The following is an 18056-nucleotide window of genomic DNA, read 5'->3' as shown; positions in this document are numbered from 1 at the left end:
AGTGCTGCGCGAAAAACTGGCCGAGATTGATGCCCGGGTCACGGGCCTCTTACAACTGCGTGGCATGGTAGCCGAACGCCTGGAGCAGGCCTGCCCCTTAGGCTGGGGCGGCCCGGTTTGAAATCGCGGCTCTTTCTTGCGGTTTAGGTGGCCGTGTCGCTTTCCTGAACTAGGAGGCGCGGCTGAACTTTGCATCCGCAGGCATATGAGCATCAAACAGGCTGGCGATGATCCGCGTCAGGGGGCGACCCTCCGGAGTGATCTCCATCTTGTCCTCATCCAGGGTGACAAGATCGCCAAATCGGGCGAGAACCTTCGCAAGATCAGGTTCGAGACCATCGGTGAGCGGGCCAAATTGCATCTGCAGGGCGCGGCGATCCAGGGCGAAATCGCACATGATCATTTCAATAGTGCGCGCGCGCATCTGGTCTTCCTGCGTCATCTCGTGCCCACGGGCGCCTGCCAACTGACCGGCCTCAATCGCTTTGACATAGGCCGGAGTCGCCGCGGAGTTCTGTATGTAGCCTCCGGGAAAGCGGGAGATCGATGAGGCTCCAATGCCGATGAGGGCCGGGCATTTGTCTTCGGTATAGCCCTGGAAGTTCCTGCGCAAATGGCCGCTGCGTGCGGCCTCTGCCAGACCATCCTTAGACAGGGCAAAATGGTCGATGCCAATGGCTTCGAACCCGGCCGCTGCAAAGGCGGACGCGGCCTGACCAGCAAGAGCGTGCCGCGCCAGATCATCCGGCAGAACTGCCTCATCAATCAGTTTTTGCCGCTTCGCCACCCAGGGTACATGTGCATAGCCAAACAGGGCAATACGGTCGGGCTTCAGGCTCAGGACCTTGTCCAAAGTGTCTGCCATGCGGGTCGGGGTCTGATGCGGCAGGCCGTAGACCAGATCCGCATTGAGCGAGGTGATACCCGCATCGCGCAGATCCTCGACACAGGCCAGCGTCGCCTCATAGGGCTGTTCACGGCCAATGGCCTTTTGCACCAGCGGATCAAAGTCCTGAATACCAATGCTGGCCCGGTTCATACCTTCGGCGGCAAGCGCAGCGATTTTTTTCCGGTCCACCAAGGTAGGGTCAATCTCGACTGAAAACTCCCATTCCGGTGTTTGTGGAAACACAGATTTGATGGCGCGAGCCAGCCGGTGGATCAGCTCAGGTGGCAGGATAGTCGGGGTGCCTCCGCCCCAATGCAGACGTCCCATCTGCAGCCCCTTGGGCAGGCGATCTGCCAGGAGGGTCAGCTCGGCTTCCAGAGTACCGATGTAGCTCTCAACCGGGCTGAGAGATTGGGTGCCCTGGGTGCGACAGGCGCAGAACCAGCACAGGCGTTCGCAAAAGGGAATATGGATATAGACCGATACCGGCACCGCCGGGTCCAAGGCGGCGAGATGGCGTTGCTGCGTGTCCACCCCAACAGAGGGGCTGAACACCGGGGCGGTGGGGTAGGATGTATAGCGGGGCACGCGGCTGTCAAAAAGCCCAAGCGCAGCAAGGCGGTCAATCTGTTTCATGACTCCCATGTGTCGCTTTATCATCCAGGCTGCTTTGCGCAGGATCAAATTGGCCAGAGAAAATGCTCCCGCACCACAGGAGCACTCTTGCCGCCTGCACTCCAGTAAGCGGCTGAAAAAAATAAAGACTTTGGTGTTCATGCCGAAGAACTAAGAGCGAGAGGGTTTTTTGGTCTCTCGGCGTGTATTTCCATTTGACGCCCGCCCGTCATCGTCTTATACGCGCCCCACGACACCTGCCCAGGTGGCGGAATTGGTAGACGCGCTAGCTTCAGGTGCTAGTATTGGCAACGATGTGGAGGTTCGAGTCCTCTCCTGGGCACCATTACAGACTTTCGGGTCTGCAGACCTTTCTAACACTTTGAATAGTAACGCTATTTCGGCGGTTCTAGGGCCCTCATTTAGATCATATTGAATGCGGTTTGCGCAGACCAGTATCAGCACTGTACGGCGCAGTGCAAAATGGCCTGTTTTCCAAAGTTTCCAAGGGTTTGCGAGGAATGTCAGGGCCGGTTTTAGTTTTTCGGTGTAAGACCCTTGAGGTGCTGCCTGATTTGCCAGTTGTTCGGCTAAGATTATCTTGCTGCGCTGCAATTTGGTGATCTTATCTTCGTAGGCTTCGATCACGGTGATATTGTTCGATTCCATGATGTGGGCCAGCAAGGCCTCGATCTGCTTTTCAACGGTCTTGATCTGGTGCTGACCAGACTGGATGGCCTCTTGTGCCTGCGCCATGCGCTGATCCCAGGCATGGCGGAACAGTGCCTTGGCAAGGGTGATAAGCTGCGGCGTCGGCTCCAGCGTCTTGATAAGGTCACCAATGTCACTCTCTGCTTTGTCGCGGGCAATCGACTTGCCATAGGCTTCACAGGATTTGGTCTGACAGAGGTAATAGGCGTAGGTTGCACTGCGGCCTTTGCTCCACGATGAGCGCAGAGGCACACCACAGCCTGCGCAGCAGACCATGCCACGTAGGACAAAGTCCTTGCCGATGTTCTTGCGTGATGGTGTTTTGGCGACGCCCTCACGACGTGCTTGAACCTTGTCGAAGGTCTCAACAGAGATCAGCCCTTCATGATACCCTTTGAGCCAGTGGATGCCGTAATTCTCGGAACAGATGTAGCCAGTATAGAGCGGCAGTTTCAGAACGTCCGTTACGCGCTGCTGCGTGACGATGCCCTTTGCATTGCGGGGGAAGTCCGGGTGGCTTTCAAAGAAGCGTTTGACCTCCGCCTGAGACTGGAAGCGGCCATTGGCATAGCCCTCAAAGGCCTCGCGGATGATTGAAGCAAGCGGCTCAACGGGGACAAGTACTATACCATGTGGCTTGATGACCTCGTATTTGTAGCCGATGGGAGGGTAGCGTATCGAATAGCCCGATTCCATCCGTGCCTTCATCTTTTGCGCTACCTGACTTCCGTTCTGCTTGCGCTCTAACGCGCCCTGCGCCGCCATGTTGGTCTCATGAACTCATCCTCAGGCGTATCGCCCAACTTCATGATGAGACAATCCAGAGCCGCGCCACGGGCGCGGAAGGCATCACGCAGATCAAGATAGGCGCGGGTATCGCGGCTGGCGCGTTTCAGGTCGTCAAAGATAACAATGAAGCGTTCGTTGGGGTGCGCGTCGATAAAACTCAACAGCGCCATCATGCCGGGGCGTTTGAGATAATCACCGCCTCCGGTGATAGTGTCGGGAAAGACAGCGGCAACCTCGTAGCGCTTGTTGGCTGCATGCTGGCGGCAGCGCAATTCCTGGCCTTCAGCCTGGTGCGTGAAGAAATGCGGCAATAGATAAGGGCTTTGGGGGCGATATCACTCATGCTGCGTCCCCCTCGGGATCTGTGTCGATTTGATATCGTACCCGAGATCGACAAATCAAAGGATGATCGACCAAAGGGCTTCGATCAACTGACGTTTCTGATCTTCGGGAATGTCGTCGTCCAGGTAGGGCAACCAATCGCGCCAGTCGAAGGCTACGGTATGGTGGTTGGGCATTTTGTCTATTTGTTTAGGCGGGGCGATGTCTGTCATATCTGTGCTTCCTGTTGTGCTCCCCTTTTGTTCCCGCACAACTAATGTGCGGGAACAAAAGGGGAGCACTGTGGGCGTATCCTCCTATGCGGGGCAAGGGTTTATTAAGATTATCGGGCGGGGCCTGAGCGCGACTTCTGCGGGTATTCTGTTTGTTTTCCCGCATGTTCAAAGGCATCACATGCGAAGCTCCTGACATCTTCGCGGGCATGAATGTCGGCGCGGAGGGGGTCATCGGCTTCAACCTCATCTGCCTTGATACTCATCAGAGTGGATTGGCGGTCGTTGAAGACCCGTGCAACGGCTTGGCGTTCAATTTCATCTTTGTCGGACTTGTCAGTGCCGAAAGGCGTGGGATGACTCAAAAGTCAGCGAGCCCGCCTCATCAATGATGTCCTTGCGGGCAGCGGCCAGACGCAGTGGTCGGTCGCGTTCATACCCATCAATCTCGTCCCTGGTGCGCTGGCGGGCTGTCTCATCAATGGCTTTGAAACGATCCCAATCATCTTGCGTCCGTAGTTCCGTCACCATGTTTTGTCGGGTGGCATCGCTGAACATTTCTGCGATGGATATTTCGATTTCAGAGGGCATGTTGTGGACTCCTTTCGTTCAAAAAATGACTTTTAAAACATGGCTGTGGTATGCTGGTGTCATGGTTGTCTTTGAAGACATAGAGGACGTGGAAGCATGGCCTGATCGGTTGGAATACGTGGTATTCTGGGAGGCAGTCGCGTCCCACCGTATCTTCAGCATTGCAGATCGGGATCATTGCGATGAGCTGATTACAGGCGGCAAAGTCCGCCAGGACACGATCCTTGAAGGCATCAAAGCCATGGCCCGCACAGGCATGATTGAACTCTTTGGACTACAGCACCTCAGATACGAGAGCTATGTGGCTCAGGGAGGCAGGTCGCTGCATTAACCCTGCACCTTCAACAGTCGCTCCCAAGGACAGCGGGCGGCTTGCGCAGACAGTGTGACTGTGCGCAAACCCCAACCGACATAGGTGCAGGATGTATAGCACCTTGGGATCGTAAGATCGTAACGCGCACCAATGGCGCGGAATTCGTAACTCCAGATCAGATTTGGCGATCCGTAAAGCTGGTAGGTGGCATAACCTGCAATCGGCAGGGCCAGCCATAAGAACAATGCGGCAAACTTCATGTACGTGTCTCCTCTGGCAAAGTGAAGGTGATCTTGGGGTCAGACGGCAGTCTGCCTCCCTCCAGCGGGTTGTCCGCAATCAGGTTGCAGTATGGGGCTATGTTTTGCTGTCCTGCGGTGCGCAAAAGGCGGAAGCCAAATCCCTTGCCGTGCATAAGCTGCATTCCACGTGGCATCGCCATAAGCTCTGCAGGTGTTTGGAAGGGCTGTTTGGTCAGGCTAAGATTGGTCTGCAGGGACAGATCATCATTGCCGCCACTGATCCCAGCGGAGACCACATGTTCTTCCCCCTTGGCTTTTGAGACACGTTCTGCCTCTTCAAAGTTGGAGAAACCGAACCATTGTTTGATGTTTCTATTGTCTTCGATTGTGAGGATTTCATGTTTGCCGAGCATGCGCTCGATTTCTGAACGGCTTTGGGTGATCATTGAAACGGTGACGCCGTAGGCCCGCAGGGTGGTCAGAGCTTCAACCAGTTTCTTCACTTGTGCATTGGTAAATTCGTCTGCACCGATCCAGAGCGGACCAGCTCGCAAGTACGCTGCGCGGATGAAGCTCATCAGGTGCAGTCCATAGCAGATGCCCATCGACCCCATGTTGGCTTGTGATCCCCAGAGAAACACAACAGCACGTTTTTGAATCAAATCAGTGTGGGTCGTATCGGTTTTGTGGCCTGCGAGATGGAGCCGCGTCCCAACGCCAAAAATACGCATCGCGTCACATGCCGCCTGCAAATGCTGTGGCCAATGTTCATGTTTCGCCTTTCCGACTATGTTCACAGCGAGGCTTTTGAGCATGCCATCGCCCTCAACCGCTTCGATCTCAGCAAAATGGCGCAGCTGGTCTGGATTTGACAACAAGGCCCAGACAGCGCCGGGTGTCGCCATCTCAGGATCGCGTTTCAACAGCAGATAAATTACGAACTCGATCAGCAGGCGTGGCCAAGCCCTGAAGTACCGGTTTCGTTGATCGTTTTCTGGTTCTTCAATGGCTGTCAGCGTTACCGCATCATTGGCAAAAACCTGATCCTCAGGATGCGTCAGGTACGTTTGTACAACCGATTGCATCGCATTGAGCCTGACGCGCCCGTGAACGTCACACGGCAGTACATAGGTGTCGTCGATAACAGCAGTCGGCACACCCAACTCTTTGAGCATGGGTAGGCACTGCGCGGCGATCTCTGCGTCCTTATTGTCCATCACCAGAATGGCTGAGCGACCTGATGACGCCAACAGCGAGAACTGAGGTGCCCCTGATTTTCTAGACGCCTGCTTCGTCCGCTCTTCTGCACCAACACTCTGTATCAGGGTGCTTCAGAAATTCTCAAATGAATGCAAAAATGAACCGTACTAGACAGTTAGTTGTCTCATGGGGTTCCATTGTGGATCACTCAATCCCATACTCAGAGGTAGACTGAGGGGGGGACCGGATTATCCGATTGGAAAGAGGCTGGTGCACCGGTTCAGGAACCCGTTGATCCAGGTATCGATAGCTAGGACAAAACTGATCCGGATCAAAGCGGCGAGGGGAGCGGATGGGTAGGAAGTGATTCATAGTCCAAACCTCACATCCGAGGAGGCCCGCATGTTGCGCCTTGCATCCGTTCTTTATTCTCTTATCGGCAGCAGTCTTGCCGGCGCTGGCGTTATCGCCGTGCTGGTGGCTGGTTTTGTGTCGGTCAATGCCATTCTGCTGGCAGCAGCAGCCGGTGCTGTCCTGGGACTGCCAGTGGCCTGGATGGTGGCACGCCAGCTGTATCAGAACTCGGCGCATTAGACCGCATCAAGCGACAGATAGATTAGAACAGACGGGGCTGTGCCACGGCTGTTCTGTCTGCGCGTGGTTCAGGCGTTCAGAAACGCGCGGGCATTGGCCTCGAACTCGCGTGGCTTTTCTGCGTGCAGCCAGTGGCCTGCGCCGGGGATCTTGGCAAAACGGGCATTGGGAAACCGGGCCAGGATAGTCTCGCGATCTTCGCGGCGCACATAGTCCGAGGTTCCACCGGATAGAAACAACACGGCTCCGGGCCATTGGGCCACGGTTTCGGGAAAGGACATGATCTTGGGCATGTGCTGCGCCAGGGTGTCGAGATTGAGCCGCCAGCCTTTGTTGGGAATATCCAGAGACTGGGTGAAAAAGCTCTGCAGGGCAGGCTCTACACCGGCTGCGGCCAGCTGCGACTCGACATCGGGGCGGCGTTCCACCTGATCAAAATCCACCGCGCGCATGGCTTCGATGAATTGGATCTGGCTGTGGCCATAGGGGACCGGAGCGATATCGGCAACGATCAGCCGGTTGACCAGCTCTGGGTGGTTCAGGGCCAGCATCATCGAGGCCTTGCCGCCCATGGAGTGCCCAATCACATCCATCTGACCGCCATGTGCTATGATCACCTCGGCCAGATCCTCGGCCATCTCTGGATAGCTATGGCCTTGGGTCCAGGCGCTTTGGCCATGGTTGCGCATGTCTACCGCCACCACTTGCCGCTCATCCGAGAGCCTCTTGCAGATGACCCCCCAGTTTCGCGCGGATCCATAGAGCCCGTGTGCGATCAGAAGGGAGGGTTTATCGGTGGCTTGGCCATGTACAATCGTGTTCAGCATGGGGCAGTGATATCGCCCGTAGTGATGCATGGCCAGACCCATTGAGGCGCGCCGAGGCTTGGGGTAACAACGGGAGAGAACAATAGGGCCAAGGCGAAGGGCCCAAGGGAGCGGAGCGCCAGTATGGCCCAGGACATCTTAGCTGATATTGAGGAAGTAAGGGAGCTGCTCGGCTCGCGGGCGGAGGCTTCTGGTGATCTGGCGACAGCTTTGGGCAAGGCCCGTCGCAGGCTGCCGCGCCGGATCTATAAGCAGGGCATGAAGCTGGCAGAGGCCCTGCCGCTACTGGAACACCCCAAGCTGCGGCTGATCCAGGACGAAAAGGCCCTAAAACGGGCCGCGCGTGAAGTGAAGACACATCTCAAGAAGATTGATGTAGCGGATCGGCGCAAGGGCCGCATTCTGGATATTCTGGGCAGCATGGCGTTTTCGATTTTGGTGGTATTTGTGCTGCTGTTGACGGTGCTGCGCTGGCGCGGGTTTATCTGACAGCTTTCCAAGCTGGCCAATCCGAACTACCCTTTGAACAAGGTTCAGGGAATAGGGCAATGGTGACAAAATCAGAGCAGCGCCGCGTTGCGCTACGCGAAAAACTGACCGAAGCGGCGGAGCGCCGGATAGAAGCGCAGGGTGCCAGTGCCCTGCGGGCGCGGGATCTGGCCAAGGATGCGGGCTGCGCGGTGGGCGCGATCTACAATGCCTTTGAGGATCTCAATGCCATTGTCATGGCCGTGAATGGGCGTACTTTTAGAAAGCTCGGGGCCTGTGTCACCGGTTCCTTGGACGGAGCTGAGGGGCAGAGCCCGCAGCAGCGCCTGGTCCTGATGAGCCATGCCTATCTTGGCTTTGCCGCTGATAATACATCCCTGTGGCGGGCGCTGTTTGATATTGATCTACCTGTGGATGGGCCAGTGCCAGCCTGGTATCTGCAAGAGTTGGAGGCGCTATTTGCCAATATCGCCCGCCCGGTGTCAGAAGTTTTCCCGGATAAATCACCCGCCGAGCTGGCCTTGATGGTGCGGGCCTTGTTCTCTTCGGTGCATGGAATCGTGCTCTTGGGATTGGAGAATCGGATCTCTGGCGTACCGCGAGGGCGTGTAGAAGAGATGATCTCACAGATTTTGCTTCAGATTACAGAGCGTTAGGAGAAAATTGAACACCGTTCATGTTTTTTCTTGAACGCCGTTCATTCAATTGCTACATCCATCTCATGAACGATGTTCACGAAATGGAGGAAGCAATGTTCTCGACTTTGAAAACTCTGATCACCGGCGCAAATGCCCGTGCCGAAGAGCAGCTGCGCGACAAGTATTCGATCGAACTGATTGACCAAAAGATCCGCGAAGCCGAAGGCAACCACCGGGCCGCCAAGATGACCCTGGCCAGCCTGATCCAGCGCCAGCGTAGCGAGGCGCAGCAGCTGGCGCGGCTGGAGGCGCGCATCAGTGATCTGATGGGGCGGGCCAAAGAGGCATTGGCTGACGAGCGCATGGACCTGGTGCAGCCAGCCACTGCGGCCATTGCGCAGATGGAAAATGAAAGGGATCAACGTCAGGAAACTGTTGCCCGGCTCGAGGCGCGGGTCCTGCAACTGCGCCAATCCCTGGAGGCGGCACAGCGCCGCATAACCGATCTGAAGCAGGGGGCGGTTATGGCGCGGGCTACGCGGCGCGAACAGGATATCCAGCGCCGGTTGAACCAAAGTCAAAGCCTGGGCCAGAGTCCGATGGAAGAGGCCGAAGCCCTGGTCAGCCGGGTGCTGCAACAGGATGATCCTTTTGAGACCGGCCAGATCTTGCAAGAGATCGACCGAGGCCTAAACCATGCAAATGCGGCACAGGACTTGGCGGATGCGGGCTTTGGCGATCAGCACCGCAGCACGGCTGCAGATGTGTTGAACCGCCTGCGCCAGCAATAAGAACACCCAGATTTCAAACCCAAGACTATTCAGACCGGAGTTTTACTATGACCAACGAACGCAATGACAACGCTTTGATTTCTATCCTCAATATGGCCGGTGTTGCCATTTCCTACGGGATGCTCGGCATTTCCCTCTGGCTTTCCACGGATGTACCACTGGCCACCAAAGGCTTTTGGGCCATGGGCATCCTGCTTTTGACGCTGAGCCTGATCAATGTGGTGAAATACCGTTTTGACAATCGCTCCAGCGAGGACCGCATTCGTCGCATCGAGGATGCCCGCAACGAAAAGATTCTGGAAGAGGCGCTGCTGGATCCAAAATCGGATCTGTAATCTTCAAAAAGCAATTGCATCGGACCGCAGAGGCTTGCGCAAATAGTGAGTTTTACCGTTCCTTAGATCTTGCTGCAAAAACTGCAGAGCCGCCGCTGGAGTGCCCAGCGACGGCTCTGGTTTTTAGGGGTTTGGGCCTGACTTACAGGTTTGGATAGAGCGGAAATTTGGCGCAAAGGGTCGAGACCTTGCCCCGTACCGCGGCTTCCACTTCTGCATTGCCTTCTTCGCCATTGGCGGCCAGGCCATCGACCACTTCAACGATCAACTGAGCGATCTCGCGGAATTCAACCTCACCAAAGCCACGAGTGGTGCCTGCGGGTGTGCCGAGACGGATACCAGAGGTGACCATGGGCTTTTCAGGGTCAAACGGAATGCCGTTTTTGTTGGTGGTGATATGGGCGCGGCCCAGGGCCTTGTCGACGATATTGCCGGTCACGCCTTTGGGACGCAGATCAACCAGCATAACATGAGTGTCGGTGCCGCCGGTGACAATGTCCAAACCACCTTTGATCAGCTCATCCGCCAGAGCAACCGCATTGGCGCGGACTTGTTTCTGGTAGTCTTTGAACTCGGGGCGCAGGGCTTCGCCAAAGGCCACGGCCTTACCAGCGATCACATGCATCAAGGGGCCGCCCTGGATGCCGGGGAAGATTGCCGAGTTTACCTTTTTGGCGATATCCGCATCATTGGTGACGATCATACCACCACGGGGACCGCGCAGGGTCTTGTGGGTGGTGGTGGTGGCCACATGGGCATGCGGGAAGGGCGAGGGGTGCTCTCCGGCGGCGATCAGACCAGCGATATGCGCCATGTCGACCATGAAGAAGGCACCAACGGAATCAGCGATTTCACGGAAACGGGCAAAGTCGATCTGACGTGGGATGGCAGAACCACCAGCGATGATCAGCTTGGGCTGGTGCTCAGTTGCCAGGGCCTGGATCTGATCGTAGTCGATCAGGTTGTCGTCTTCACGCACACCGTAGTGAATGGCGTTGAACCACTTGCCCGACTGGTTGGGACGTGCGCCATGGGTCAGGTGCCCACCCGCAGAGAGGTCCATGCCAAGGATGGTATCACCGGGCTGGATCAGCGCCTGGAACACACCCTGGTTGGCCTGGGAGCCAGAGTTGGGCTGCACATTGGCAAAGTCACAGCCAAACAGCTGTTTGGCGCGGTCAATGGCGAGGTTCTCGGCGACATCGACGTGCTGACAACCACCATAGTAGCGGCGGCCTGGGTACCCTTCGGCGTATTTGTTGGTGAGCACCGAGCCCTGCGCTTCCATCACGGCGGCAGAGACGATATTCTCAGAGGCAATTAGCTCGATCTCGTCGCGCTGGCGGTGCAGCTCGTCGGTCATCGCACCAAAAAGTTCAGGGTCACGTTCAGCCAGAGCTTCGGTGAAAAATCCGGGGTCACGGGTGGTCGCTGTCATGGTGGCTCCGCTAGGTAAGAAGGGCAGGGTAGGTGGATCTGGAGATTTCCTATCGGAAACATCAGGGATCTTAAAGGCTGTAAAGCGGCAATCATCGAACATAGAGCGGCAACTCTGGTCTTTGTGGTTCAGCTGTGCTTGTTTCGGAACGAAATGGCTCACACCGGAAACAGGGTTTAGAGACTATGAGAATCGCCTTCTTGGCCAGTGATGCTCCTGTAGCGCAAACGGCCTATGACGCCCTGGTGACATTGCACGGGAATACAACGCCCGAAAAGGCTGATGTGATTGTTGCCCTGGGCGGTGATGGATTCATGCTCAAAACCCTGCACGAGGTGGTTGATCTGGCGGTGCCGGTCTACGGAATGAACCGGGGCACCGTTGGTTTTTTGATGAATGAGTACCACGAGGATGGCTTGATCGGGCGGCTTGAAGACGCCGAGGAAGAAATCATCAACCCTCTGTCGATGACGGCCATGGATCGTTCCGGTGTCACGCACAAGGCGCTGGCGATCAATGAGGTGTCCTTGCTGCGTGCTGGCCCGCAGGCAGCGCGGTTAAAGATCTCTGTGGATGGCCGTCAACGGCTGGCGGAACTGGTCTGCGATGGCGCATTGGTCTCCACTCCGGCGGGGTCCACCGCTTACAATTATTCCGCCCATGGGCCGATCCTTCCCATTGGTTCGGATGTGCTGGCATTGACTGCCATTGCCGCCTTTCGGCCCCGCCGTTGGCAGGGGGCCTTGCTTCCCAGCAGTGCCAGGGTACGGTTTGATGTTTTGGAGGCCGACAAACGACCGGTGATGGCGGATGCAGATTCGATCTCTTGCCCGGATATCGAATGGGTGGAAATCCAGACTGAGCGGAGCATTCGCCACAAGATCCTGTTTGATCCCGGCCATGGCTTGGAAGAGCGGTTGATTTCAGAGCAATTCACCTGACCTCCATGCGGTAGGCTCTGGCGCCCGAATATCACCGATCAAGCCTTAGGTGAGTTGAGTTCCATTTTGCGCATCTTTTAGTTGCGCGCTATACGATCACGTTTCTGTGAGGGGGCTGTCTTGTGCCCCTGTGATCAGTCATTCTGCTAGAGCGGGAAGTCCAGTTTCCAAGTATGATTTTGTTTTTAATGGATTTACCGGTGTGGAGTGGCTGCCCTGGCCTTATGGGATGGAAAGCCGCTGGTCAGCGAGTTTTCACGGTATGAAAGGGACCGGGAGGGGAGCAATCCATCTCCCGGTTTCCTTTCTGCCTCTGCTATGCCGGTACTGCGGGGGCAAAGACTTGGTTGCGGATCAGTATCACTGGCGCGGTCAGTGGGTACTTTTAGCCCATCAGATCCCACAAATGCGGGCTGAAACGTCCAACCCGCTGTTCGATCGCAACGCAGGCATCCACGGCCATATCTTCGCGCCAACTGCGGGCCACGATCTGCACATTGATCGGCTGTGGGCCGGTTTCCAGTGGAGCCAGACGGGCGGGCACGCAGCCTGCAGGCAGGCCGAGGTAGTTCATCGCATAGGAATAGACCGCACAGCCCAGCACCTCGTGCACGCCCTCGGCACCTTCGGTGTCGCGGTCGGGTTTAAAGAAGGGCTGCGGTAAAAACGGCGTCAGCACCAGCGGATAGTCCTGCATAAAGACCGCCCATTCACGCGCATAGTGGCTGCGCTTGGCCATCATTTGCAGCAGTTCGGTTCCAGCAAAGGGCGGGAACTCCTGAAAATAGACCTCAAAGATCTTTTGCACGGTTTCGGACCCGGCTGCATCCACGTCCTGCTTCATCATCGCATAGACTTCACCCATCAAGGCCCGATACCCGGAGCGCCCGGCCTCAAAGACATTGGGCGGCTCGACCTCTTCGACCACATAGCCGGCATCGGCAAGGGCATCGCGCGCAGTCTCCAACGCCACATTGACCTCTGGATGCAGGTCATAGCCAAAGGTGTTGCGGGTAAAAGCCACCTTGATGGGGCCATCCTGTGCTTCGCCCCGCCAGGGCAGGGGAACATGGAAAGGATCGCGGATATCCGCTGCGATCAGGCTTGGCATCGCTAGATGCAGATCAGCAGCCGAACGGGTGATCAATCCCTGTACCGACATCGATTGCGCCAGCATGCCGCGCTCTGCCTTTTGGCTGGGGTTCCAGGCGGGAACGCGTCCCAGGCCAGGTTTGACGGTGACAGCCCCATTGGCCGAGGCCGGAAACCGTAGGCTGCCACCAATGTCATTGCCATGGGCCAGCGCGCCAATGCCCGCCATCACCGCAGCGCCGGCACCACCAGAGGAGCCGCCCGGTGAGATATGCTCCCCCCAGGGGTTATGGGTGCGGCCATGCAAGGGATTGTCGGTATCGGCGCGAAAGGAGAACTCTGGCGTATTGGTCCGGCCAATCACCACGGCGCCCGCCTTTTCCAGATTAGCCACCACCGGCGCATCGCCCGGTGCAATCAGATCCTTCAGCGCGGTGACCCCATTAGAGGTGGCATGGCCTTCCTGATCGACATTGATCTTTATGGTGACCGGAACCCCCTGCAGCGGACCTGGTGCAGCCCCACTGGCACGGGCCTGGTCCAGAGATTGCGCGCGGGTCAGCGCCTCGACGCTCAAATCTTCGACCACTGCGTTCAGGGCGGGGTTTACTGCCGCCATGCGGTCAATCGAAGCCTGCACTGCGGCTTCAGCAGAAATATCACCGGCGCGGGTCAGGGTGGAAAGGTCCGTGGCGCTCAGGCGCCAAATGTCATCTGTGTTCATAAAGCTGTTCTCCTGCCCGGCAGGGTAGAGCGGCAATATGGGGTTGCAAGGGAAACCAGACGGCAGCGGCCTGCCATCTGGAAAAATCTACGGGAAATGCCAGTTTTAGCGCGATTGCCTGGGCCAAGTGGTCGGACGGGGGCCTGCGCCCCCGGTCCCTCGTGGCTTGGTCTCAGCCTTTGGCGTAGCCGAGGCCCTGCAGCGCCACAGTGATTTCGTCTAGAATCACTGGATCATCAATGGTGGCAGGCATCTTCCATTTGGTGCCATCGGCGATATTGACCATGGTGCCGCGCAGGATCTTGCCCGATCGCGTCTTGGGCAGGCGATCCACCACCACCGCCAGCTTAAAGGCCGCAACCGGCCCGATCTTTTCGCGCACCAGCTTGACCACCTCGGCGACGATTTCGCTGTGATCGCGGGTCACCCCGGCGTTGAGGCAAAGGAACCCAAGCGGCATCTGGCCTTTGAGCTGGTCTGCGACACCAATCACCGCGCATTCCGCAACATCCGGGTGACCTGCCAGCACTTCTTCCATGCCGCCGGTGGAGAGCCGGTGCCCCGCCACATTGATCACATCATCAGTGCGCGCCATGATATAGAGGTATCCGTCCCCATCCTTCATACCGGCATCGCCGGTCTCATAATAGCCGGGGAAGGTGGTGAGGTAGCTTTTCTTAAACCGGTCCTCAGCATTCCACAGGGTTGGCAGGGTGCCGGGGGGCAGGGGCAGCTTGATAGCAATTGCGCCCAGCTCGCCCGCCGCAACCGGGTGGCCGCCTTCGTCCAGAATGTCGACCTCGTAGCCGGGCATCGGCACCGCGGGGGACCCCAGTTTGGTAGGCAGCTCTTCAATACCCAGCGGGTTGGAGGCAATCGACCAGCCGGTTTCGGTTTGCCACCAGTGATCCACAATTGGGACGTTCAGTTTGTCTTGCGCCCAGGTGATGGTGTCCGGATCGGCGCGCTCCCCCGCCAGATAGACCTGGCCGAGGTAGCTGAGGTCATACTTGCCAACAAATTCGCCCTGTGGGTCTTCGCGCTTGACCGCTCTGAAGGCTGTCGGCGCGGTGAAAAAGCTTTTGACTTTGTGTTCCGAAATCACCCGCCAGAAGGTGCCCGCATCAGGGGTGCCGATGGGCTTGCCTTCAAACACGATAGTGGTGTTGCCATGGATCAGCGGTGCGTAGCAGATATAGCTATGGCCCACGACCCAGCCCACATCCGAGGCTGCCCAGAACACATCGCCCGGATCAACATTGTAGATGTTCTTCATCGTCCAGTTCAGGGCCACCAGCTGGCCCGCGGTGTGGCGGATCACGCCCTTGGGCTGACCAGTGGTGCCGGAAGTATAGAGGATATAGGAGGGGTGATTGCCTTCAACCGGCACACATTCGGCGGGTTCCACACCATATTGGAAGCCATGCCAATTGACGTCACGGCCCTCAATCAGCTCGGCAACCTCTTGTTCGCGTTGTAAAATGACGCAGAACTCTGGCTTGTGCTCGGCCAGATCAATGGCGCCATCCAGCAGCGGTTTGTAATGCACCACCCGGCCAGGCTCGAGCCCGCAGGAGGCGGCAATGATGGCCTTGGGCGTGGCATCGTCAATCCGCACGGCCAGTTCATTGGCGGCAAATCCGCCAAAAACCACCGAATGCACTGCGCCAATACGGGCGCAGGCCAGCATGGCCTCCAGCGCCTCGGGGATCATCGGCATATAGATGATAACACGATCGCCTTTCTCGATGCCCTTGGCGCGCAGCGCACCGGCGAGGCTGGCGACGCGATTGCGCAGCTCTACATAGGAGATCTCGCGCTTGGTATGGGTGATTGGGCTGTCATAGATGATTGCTGTCTGCTCGCCGCGTCCGGCCTCGACATGGCGGTCCACGGCGTTATAGCAGGTGTTGACGCGGGCATCAGCGAACCATTCAAAAAGGTCTTCGCCCTTGGTTGTCAGCGCTTTGGAGGGTTTTTCCACCCAGTCGATGGCCTCTGCAGCCTGCATCCAAAAGGCTTCGGGGTCAGCTTTCCAGTTGGCATAGATCTCTTTGTATGACATCGGCGTCCTCCACGCGTTTTGTTTCGCAAAGTGTTACGCCTAGGCGCGCCATCGGAGCAAGAGATCTTAATGACCCCGCGTCACAGAGACGCAATTTCTTTGCAGAAAGGGGGCAAACATGACTGCAAAAAAATTGCAAACCTCCAGTTTTTTGGGTGGATATCGCCAAGACTTCAAAAATTCGCTGAGTCTCTATGTAGCGGGTGTAGCGGTGTCTGACGTCAGTGTAGCGGTGTACCCTGCCGGGCAGTGGGCAAACCGACCTCACCTACATCAAGGTATTGGGCTGGTTCTATCTCAGCATTCGCCCATTGTCCTCGGACCAATGGCGGACAAGGGCTCATTCCTCGACGACTACAGCCGCTAAATCGTCTCATGGAAGCTTTGTACAACTATGCGGGCGCAGGACGTGACGGATACACTGGATCTGGCCTTGCAGGTCGCCGGTTGTGACCAGATCCATGTCGTCCACAAGCCACGTCTGCTCAGCGATCGAGCCATTGGAACGCCATTGGTCCGAGAGACAAGGGCGAGGAGCTCCAGTTACCTCTCAGAGGATCTGTCAGAATGATTGAAGGATAAAGGCATGAAGCACTCGCGCGGTGCGCCATATCATCCGAAAACCCAAGGTAAGATCGAGCGCTGGCACCAGACCTTAAAGAACCGGATCTTGCTGGAAAACTACTTCCTGCCGGGTGATCCTGAGGCCCAGATCGAAGCCTTCGTCGATCACTACAATCATCAGCGCTACCACGAGAGCATCAACAACCTCACACCCACTGATGTCTCCTTCGGGCGTGACAAAACCATTCTAAAGCAACGCGAAAGGATCAAGCGAAAGACACTCGAAGCGCGACGCTTGCATCACCGCCAGCACGCGGCATAACCAAACCAAACAGATGAGCCAAACGCTCTCTTAGTTTAGGCAGCCTGTGGTTCCAAAAACTCTGACGACAGGCATTGAGCGCGGCGATTCAGTCGCAGGCGGTTGAAGAAAATCGCCGGGATGCCTTGGCGGCCAGGGTGCGCGCTTTGGAGGCCAGAAGCGCCGCGCGGGATGCCTCTTATGAACACCTGACGCGCAGCCTGCAGGAAATGAAAACGCAGCTTTCGGAGAATAACCGGCTGCTGCGCGAGATGCTGCGCAAGGCCCAGATCCGCAGCCAGTAACCACCCCGACAATTAATCCTGAAACCACCCTGCCTATGGCGGGGTCATTTGCATTGGAGCAATGAAATGAAACTGATCTCTGACTGGAAGGTCACGCTAAAGAAATCTTGGTCGATCTGGCTCATCCTCGCGGGGCTTGTCTCGCTTGGTGGCTTCTTCCTTGCCCTGGTCAGTCCAGAAATGCTGGGCTGGGATCCGGTTTACTTCGCCATGGCCTCGGCGCTCTGCCAGGTGCTGGCGATCCCGGCGCGGCTGGTGCTTCAGAAAAGCATCACCGGCCTTGCCGAGTTCCGGCGCAACCAGGTGGGCGCGATCCGTCGCCGCACGGTTGGGGCGATTGCGGGCAGTGGCATCGCGCTGACCTCGGCCATTGGCCTCATTGGCCAATGGGAAGGGCTGCGCACAGAGGCCTATCGCGATGTGGTTGGCGTCTGGACCGTTTGCTATGGCGAAACCAAAGGGGTGCAGCCCAGTGACAGCTACAGCAAGGTCGAATGTGATGCGATGCTGGCGCGTGAGATTATCTCCTATGAAGCGCAGCTTGATCGCTGCCTGACCCATCCGGTGCCCGTCGGTATGAAAATCGCCCTGGTCTCCTGGACCTACAATGTCGGGGCGGGTGCCGCTTGCAAATCGACCCTGGTGCGCAAGGCCAATGACGGGGATCTTGTCGGTGCCTGCAATGAACTGCCGCGCTGGAACCGTGGCGGCGGGCGGGTGATCCGTGGCCTGAGCAACCGGCGCGGCGCTGAGCGGGCGATGTGCCATCAGGCCCTGAAAGAGGCCGCATGATACAGGCCAGGATTATTGCCTGGGTTCTGCGCAATCTGCCGGGGCTTGCCCTGGTGGCGGTGTTGGCCGGGGCGGTCTGGTTTATCGGCGATGCCTTCAATGACCGGAGCCGCCTGTGAGCTTCCCCCTTTGAAGTGGTCCGCCCCTATAGTTAGGAAAGCGGAGGACCAAGTATGGCCATTAAGAGACCCAAGCCGGAAGAGATCGTCGTGAAGTTACGGCAGGTTGAAGTACTGATGGGACAAGGCATGCCCCG

20 protein-coding genes, 1 tRNA gene and 2 pseudogenes are annotated in these 18056 nt (G+C 57.2%); 12 read left to right on the top strand and 11 right to left on the bottom strand.

Annotated features, from left to right (window positions below; all coding sequences use genetic code 11):
- Positions 1-169 precede the first annotated feature (169 nt).
- The gene (gene hemN, locus ABJP42_RS15580) at positions 170-1525 is read right to left on the bottom strand and encodes an oxygen-independent coproporphyrinogen III oxidase (protein ID WP_348341962.1); all 1356 of its coding nucleotides are present in this window, start codon (positions 1523-1525) and stop codon (positions 170-172) included.
- 238 nt (positions 1526-1763) lie between these two features.
- On the opposite strand from hemN, the gene ABJP42_RS15575 reads away from it, so the two are divergent.
- A tRNA-Leu gene (locus ABJP42_RS15575) sits at positions 1764-1850 on the top strand.
- A 554-nt stretch (positions 1851-2404) separates the two neighbouring features.
- Here the strand turns inward: ABJP42_RS15575 and ABJP42_RS15570 are convergent.
- The 4 genes and pseudogenes from ABJP42_RS15570 to ABJP42_RS15555 form a co-directional block, all read right to left on the bottom strand.
- A pseudogene (locus ABJP42_RS15570) lies at positions 2405-2911 on the bottom strand (recombinase family protein); the annotation flags it as partial.
- A 47-nt stretch (positions 2912-2958) separates the two neighbouring features.
- Positions 2959-3276: a recombinase family protein gene (locus ABJP42_RS15565; RefSeq protein ID WP_348341960.1), complete on the bottom strand. Its 318-nt coding sequence runs from the start codon at positions 3274-3276 to the stop codon at positions 2959-2961.
- A 392-nt stretch (positions 3277-3668) separates the two neighbouring features.
- Complete coding sequence (locus tag ABJP42_RS15560; protein WP_348341958.1) at positions 3669-3824, bottom strand: hypothetical protein; 156 nt, start codon at positions 3822-3824, stop codon at positions 3669-3671.
- A 70-nt stretch (positions 3825-3894) separates the two neighbouring features.
- Positions 3895-4149 carry a hypothetical protein gene (locus tag ABJP42_RS15555; protein ID WP_348341956.1) on the bottom strand — a complete coding sequence of 85 codons (255 nt, stop codon included), beginning with the start codon at positions 4147-4149 and terminating at the stop codon, positions 3895-3897.
- A gap of 25 nt (positions 4150-4174) precedes the next feature.
- On the opposite strand from ABJP42_RS15555, the gene ABJP42_RS15550 reads away from it, so the two are divergent.
- Positions 4175-4480, top strand: a complete 306-nt coding sequence (locus ABJP42_RS15550; protein WP_348341955.1) for a hypothetical protein — start codon at positions 4175-4177, stop codon at positions 4478-4480.
- Here ABJP42_RS15550 and ABJP42_RS15545 read toward each other — a convergent pair.
- Together ABJP42_RS15545 and ABJP42_RS15540 are read right to left on the bottom strand one after the other, a co-directional pair.
- On the bottom strand, positions 4477-4722 hold the full coding sequence (locus tag ABJP42_RS15545; protein WP_348341953.1) for a hypothetical protein: 246 nt from the start codon (positions 4720-4722) through the stop codon (positions 4477-4479). The genes ABJP42_RS15550 and ABJP42_RS15545 overlap by 4 nt on opposite strands.
- Positions 4719-5921 carry a type IV secretory system conjugative DNA transfer family protein gene (locus ABJP42_RS15540; RefSeq protein ID WP_348341951.1) on the bottom strand — a complete coding sequence of 401 codons (1203 nt, stop codon included), beginning with the start codon at positions 5919-5921 and terminating at the stop codon, positions 4719-4721. The genes ABJP42_RS15545 and ABJP42_RS15540 overlap by 4 nt, the downstream gene beginning before the upstream one ends.
- Before the next feature lie 385 nt (positions 5922-6306).
- Here ABJP42_RS15540 and ABJP42_RS15535 point away from each other — a divergent pair, with 385 nt between their 5' ends.
- The gene (locus ABJP42_RS15535) at positions 6307-6498 is read left to right on the top strand and encodes a hypothetical protein (protein ID WP_348341949.1); all 192 of its coding nucleotides are present in this window, start codon (positions 6307-6309) and stop codon (positions 6496-6498) included.
- Positions 6499-6566: 68 nt separating this feature from the next.
- On the opposite strand, the gene ABJP42_RS15530 is transcribed toward ABJP42_RS15535, so the two are convergent.
- Positions 6567-7325, bottom strand: a complete 759-nt coding sequence (locus tag ABJP42_RS15530; RefSeq protein WP_348341947.1) for an alpha/beta fold hydrolase — start codon at positions 7323-7325, stop codon at positions 6567-6569.
- Between the two features lie 123 nt (positions 7326-7448).
- Here ABJP42_RS15530 and ABJP42_RS15525 point away from each other — a divergent pair, with 123 nt between their 5' ends.
- The 4 genes from ABJP42_RS15525 to ABJP42_RS15510 all read left to right on the top strand — a co-directional run bounded on the left by ABJP42_RS15525 (position 7449) and on the right by ABJP42_RS15510 (position 9578).
- Entirely contained in the window at positions 7449-7814 is a 366-nt protein-coding gene (locus ABJP42_RS15525; protein ID WP_348341945.1) for a hypothetical protein, read from the top strand.
- Between the two features lie 59 nt (positions 7815-7873).
- On the top strand, positions 7874-8470 hold the full coding sequence (locus ABJP42_RS15520; protein WP_348341943.1) for a TetR/AcrR family transcriptional regulator: 597 nt from the start codon (positions 7874-7876) through the stop codon (positions 8468-8470).
- A 65-nt stretch (positions 8471-8535) separates the two neighbouring features.
- Complete coding sequence (locus tag ABJP42_RS15515; protein ID WP_348341941.1) at positions 8536-9243, top strand: PspA/IM30 family protein; 708 nt, start codon at positions 8536-8538, stop codon at positions 9241-9243.
- Positions 9244-9290: 47 nt separating this feature from the next.
- Entirely contained in the window at positions 9291-9578 is a 288-nt protein-coding gene (locus ABJP42_RS15510; protein ID WP_348341939.1) for a YiaA/YiaB family inner membrane protein, read from the top strand.
- Positions 9579-9720: 142 nt separating this feature from the next.
- On the opposite strand, the gene glyA is transcribed toward ABJP42_RS15510, so the two are convergent.
- Positions 9721-11016 (bottom strand): serine hydroxymethyltransferase, encoded by a 1296-nt coding sequence (gene glyA, locus ABJP42_RS15505; RefSeq protein WP_348341937.1) that lies wholly within the window; start codon positions 11014-11016, stop codon positions 9721-9723.
- Between the two features lie 185 nt (positions 11017-11201).
- On the opposite strand from glyA, the gene ABJP42_RS15500 reads away from it, so the two are divergent.
- Complete coding sequence (locus ABJP42_RS15500) at positions 11202-11957, top strand: NAD kinase (protein WP_348341935.1); 756 nt, start codon at positions 11202-11204, stop codon at positions 11955-11957.
- Between the two features lie 385 nt (positions 11958-12342).
- Here the strand turns inward: ABJP42_RS15500 and ABJP42_RS15495 are convergent, their stop codons facing one another.
- Positions 12343-13773 (bottom strand): amidase family protein, encoded by a 1431-nt coding sequence (locus tag ABJP42_RS15495; RefSeq protein WP_348341933.1) that lies wholly within the window; start codon positions 13771-13773, stop codon positions 12343-12345.
- A 172-nt stretch (positions 13774-13945) separates the two neighbouring features.
- A complete protein-coding gene (prpE, locus tag ABJP42_RS15490; RefSeq protein ID WP_348341931.1) occupies positions 13946-15838 on the bottom strand; it encodes a propionate-CoA ligase PrpE in 1893 nt (630 codons plus the stop codon).
- 254 nt (positions 15839-16092) lie between these two features.
- On the opposite strand from prpE, the pseudogene ABJP42_RS15485 reads away from it, so the two are divergent.
- The 4 genes and pseudogenes from ABJP42_RS15485 to ABJP42_RS15470 form a co-directional block, all read left to right on the top strand.
- Positions 16093-16724 (top strand): annotated as a pseudogene (locus ABJP42_RS15485) (transposase); the annotation flags it as partial.
- Positions 16725-16798: 74 nt separating this feature from the next.
- Positions 16799-17008 carry a hypothetical protein gene (locus ABJP42_RS15480; RefSeq protein WP_348341929.1) on the top strand — a complete coding sequence of 70 codons (210 nt, stop codon included), beginning with the start codon at positions 16799-16801 and terminating at the stop codon, positions 17006-17008.
- 66 nt (positions 17009-17074) lie between these two features.
- Positions 17075-17800, top strand: coding sequence for a lysozyme (locus ABJP42_RS15475; RefSeq protein ID WP_348341927.1), 726 nt, complete (start codon positions 17075-17077; stop codon positions 17798-17800).
- Entirely contained in the window at positions 17797-17919 is a 123-nt protein-coding gene (locus ABJP42_RS15470; RefSeq protein ID WP_348341925.1) for a hypothetical protein, read from the top strand. The genes ABJP42_RS15475 and ABJP42_RS15470 overlap by 4 nt, the downstream gene beginning before the upstream one ends.
- Positions 17920-18056: the final 137 nt, after the last annotated feature.

The organism is Pseudophaeobacter sp. (genome assembly GCF_039971195.1).
Taxonomy (GTDB): Bacteria; Pseudomonadota; Alphaproteobacteria; order Rhodobacterales; family Rhodobacteraceae; genus Pseudophaeobacter.
This window is presented reverse-complemented; position numbering and strand designations above follow the sequence as displayed.

Coding starts and splice junctions, on each gene's coding strand:
- ABJP42_RS15550 (WP_348341955.1), top strand. CDS start 4,175: ATGACTTTTAAAACATGGCTGTGGTATGCTGGTGTCATGGTTGTCTTT.
- ABJP42_RS15475 (WP_348341927.1), top strand. CDS start 17,075: ATGAAACTGATCTCTGACTGGAAGGTCACGCTAAAGAAATCTTGGTCG.
- ABJP42_RS15545 (WP_348341953.1), bottom strand. CDS start 4,722: ATGAAGTTTGCCGCATTGTTCTTATGGCTGGCCCTGCCGATTGCAGGT.
- ABJP42_RS15555 (WP_348341956.1), bottom strand. CDS start 4,149: ATGCCCTCTGAAATCGAAATATCCATCGCAGAAATGTTCAGCGATGCC.
- ABJP42_RS15495 (WP_348341933.1), bottom strand. CDS start 13,773: ATGAACACAGATGACATTTGGCGCCTGAGCGCCACGGACCTTTCCACC.
- ABJP42_RS15525 (WP_348341945.1), top strand. CDS start 7,449: ATGGCCCAGGACATCTTAGCTGATATTGAGGAAGTAAGGGAGCTGCTC.
- ABJP42_RS15500 (WP_348341935.1), top strand. CDS start 11,202: ATGAGAATCGCCTTCTTGGCCAGTGATGCTCCTGTAGCGCAAACGGCC.
- ABJP42_RS15520 (WP_348341943.1), top strand. CDS start 7,874: ATGGTGACAAAATCAGAGCAGCGCCGCGTTGCGCTACGCGAAAAACTG.
- ABJP42_RS15535 (WP_348341949.1), top strand. CDS start 6,307: ATGTTGCGCCTTGCATCCGTTCTTTATTCTCTTATCGGCAGCAGTCTT.
- glyA (WP_348341937.1), bottom strand. CDS start 11,016: ATGACAGCGACCACCCGTGACCCCGGATTTTTCACCGAAGCTCTGGCT.
- hemN (WP_348341962.1), bottom strand. CDS start 1,525: ATGAAACAGATTGACCGCCTTGCTGCGCTTGGGCTTTTTGACAGCCGC.
- ABJP42_RS15515 (WP_348341941.1), top strand. CDS start 8,536: ATGAACGATGTTCACGAAATGGAGGAAGCAATGTTCTCGACTTTGAAA.
- ABJP42_RS15560 (WP_348341958.1), bottom strand. CDS start 3,824: ATGAGTATCAAGGCAGATGAGGTTGAAGCCGATGACCCCCTCCGCGCC.
- ABJP42_RS15530 (WP_348341947.1), bottom strand. CDS start 7,325: ATGCTGAACACGATTGTACATGGCCAAGCCACCGATAAACCCTCCCTT.
- ABJP42_RS15470 (WP_348341925.1), top strand. CDS start 17,797: ATGATACAGGCCAGGATTATTGCCTGGGTTCTGCGCAATCTGCCGGGG.
- prpE (WP_348341931.1), bottom strand. CDS start 15,838: ATGTCATACAAAGAGATCTATGCCAACTGGAAAGCTGACCCCGAAGCC.
- ABJP42_RS15510 (WP_348341939.1), top strand. CDS start 9,291: ATGACCAACGAACGCAATGACAACGCTTTGATTTCTATCCTCAATATG.
- ABJP42_RS15540 (WP_348341951.1), bottom strand. CDS start 5,921: ATGGACAATAAGGACGCAGAGATCGCCGCGCAGTGCCTACCCATGCTC.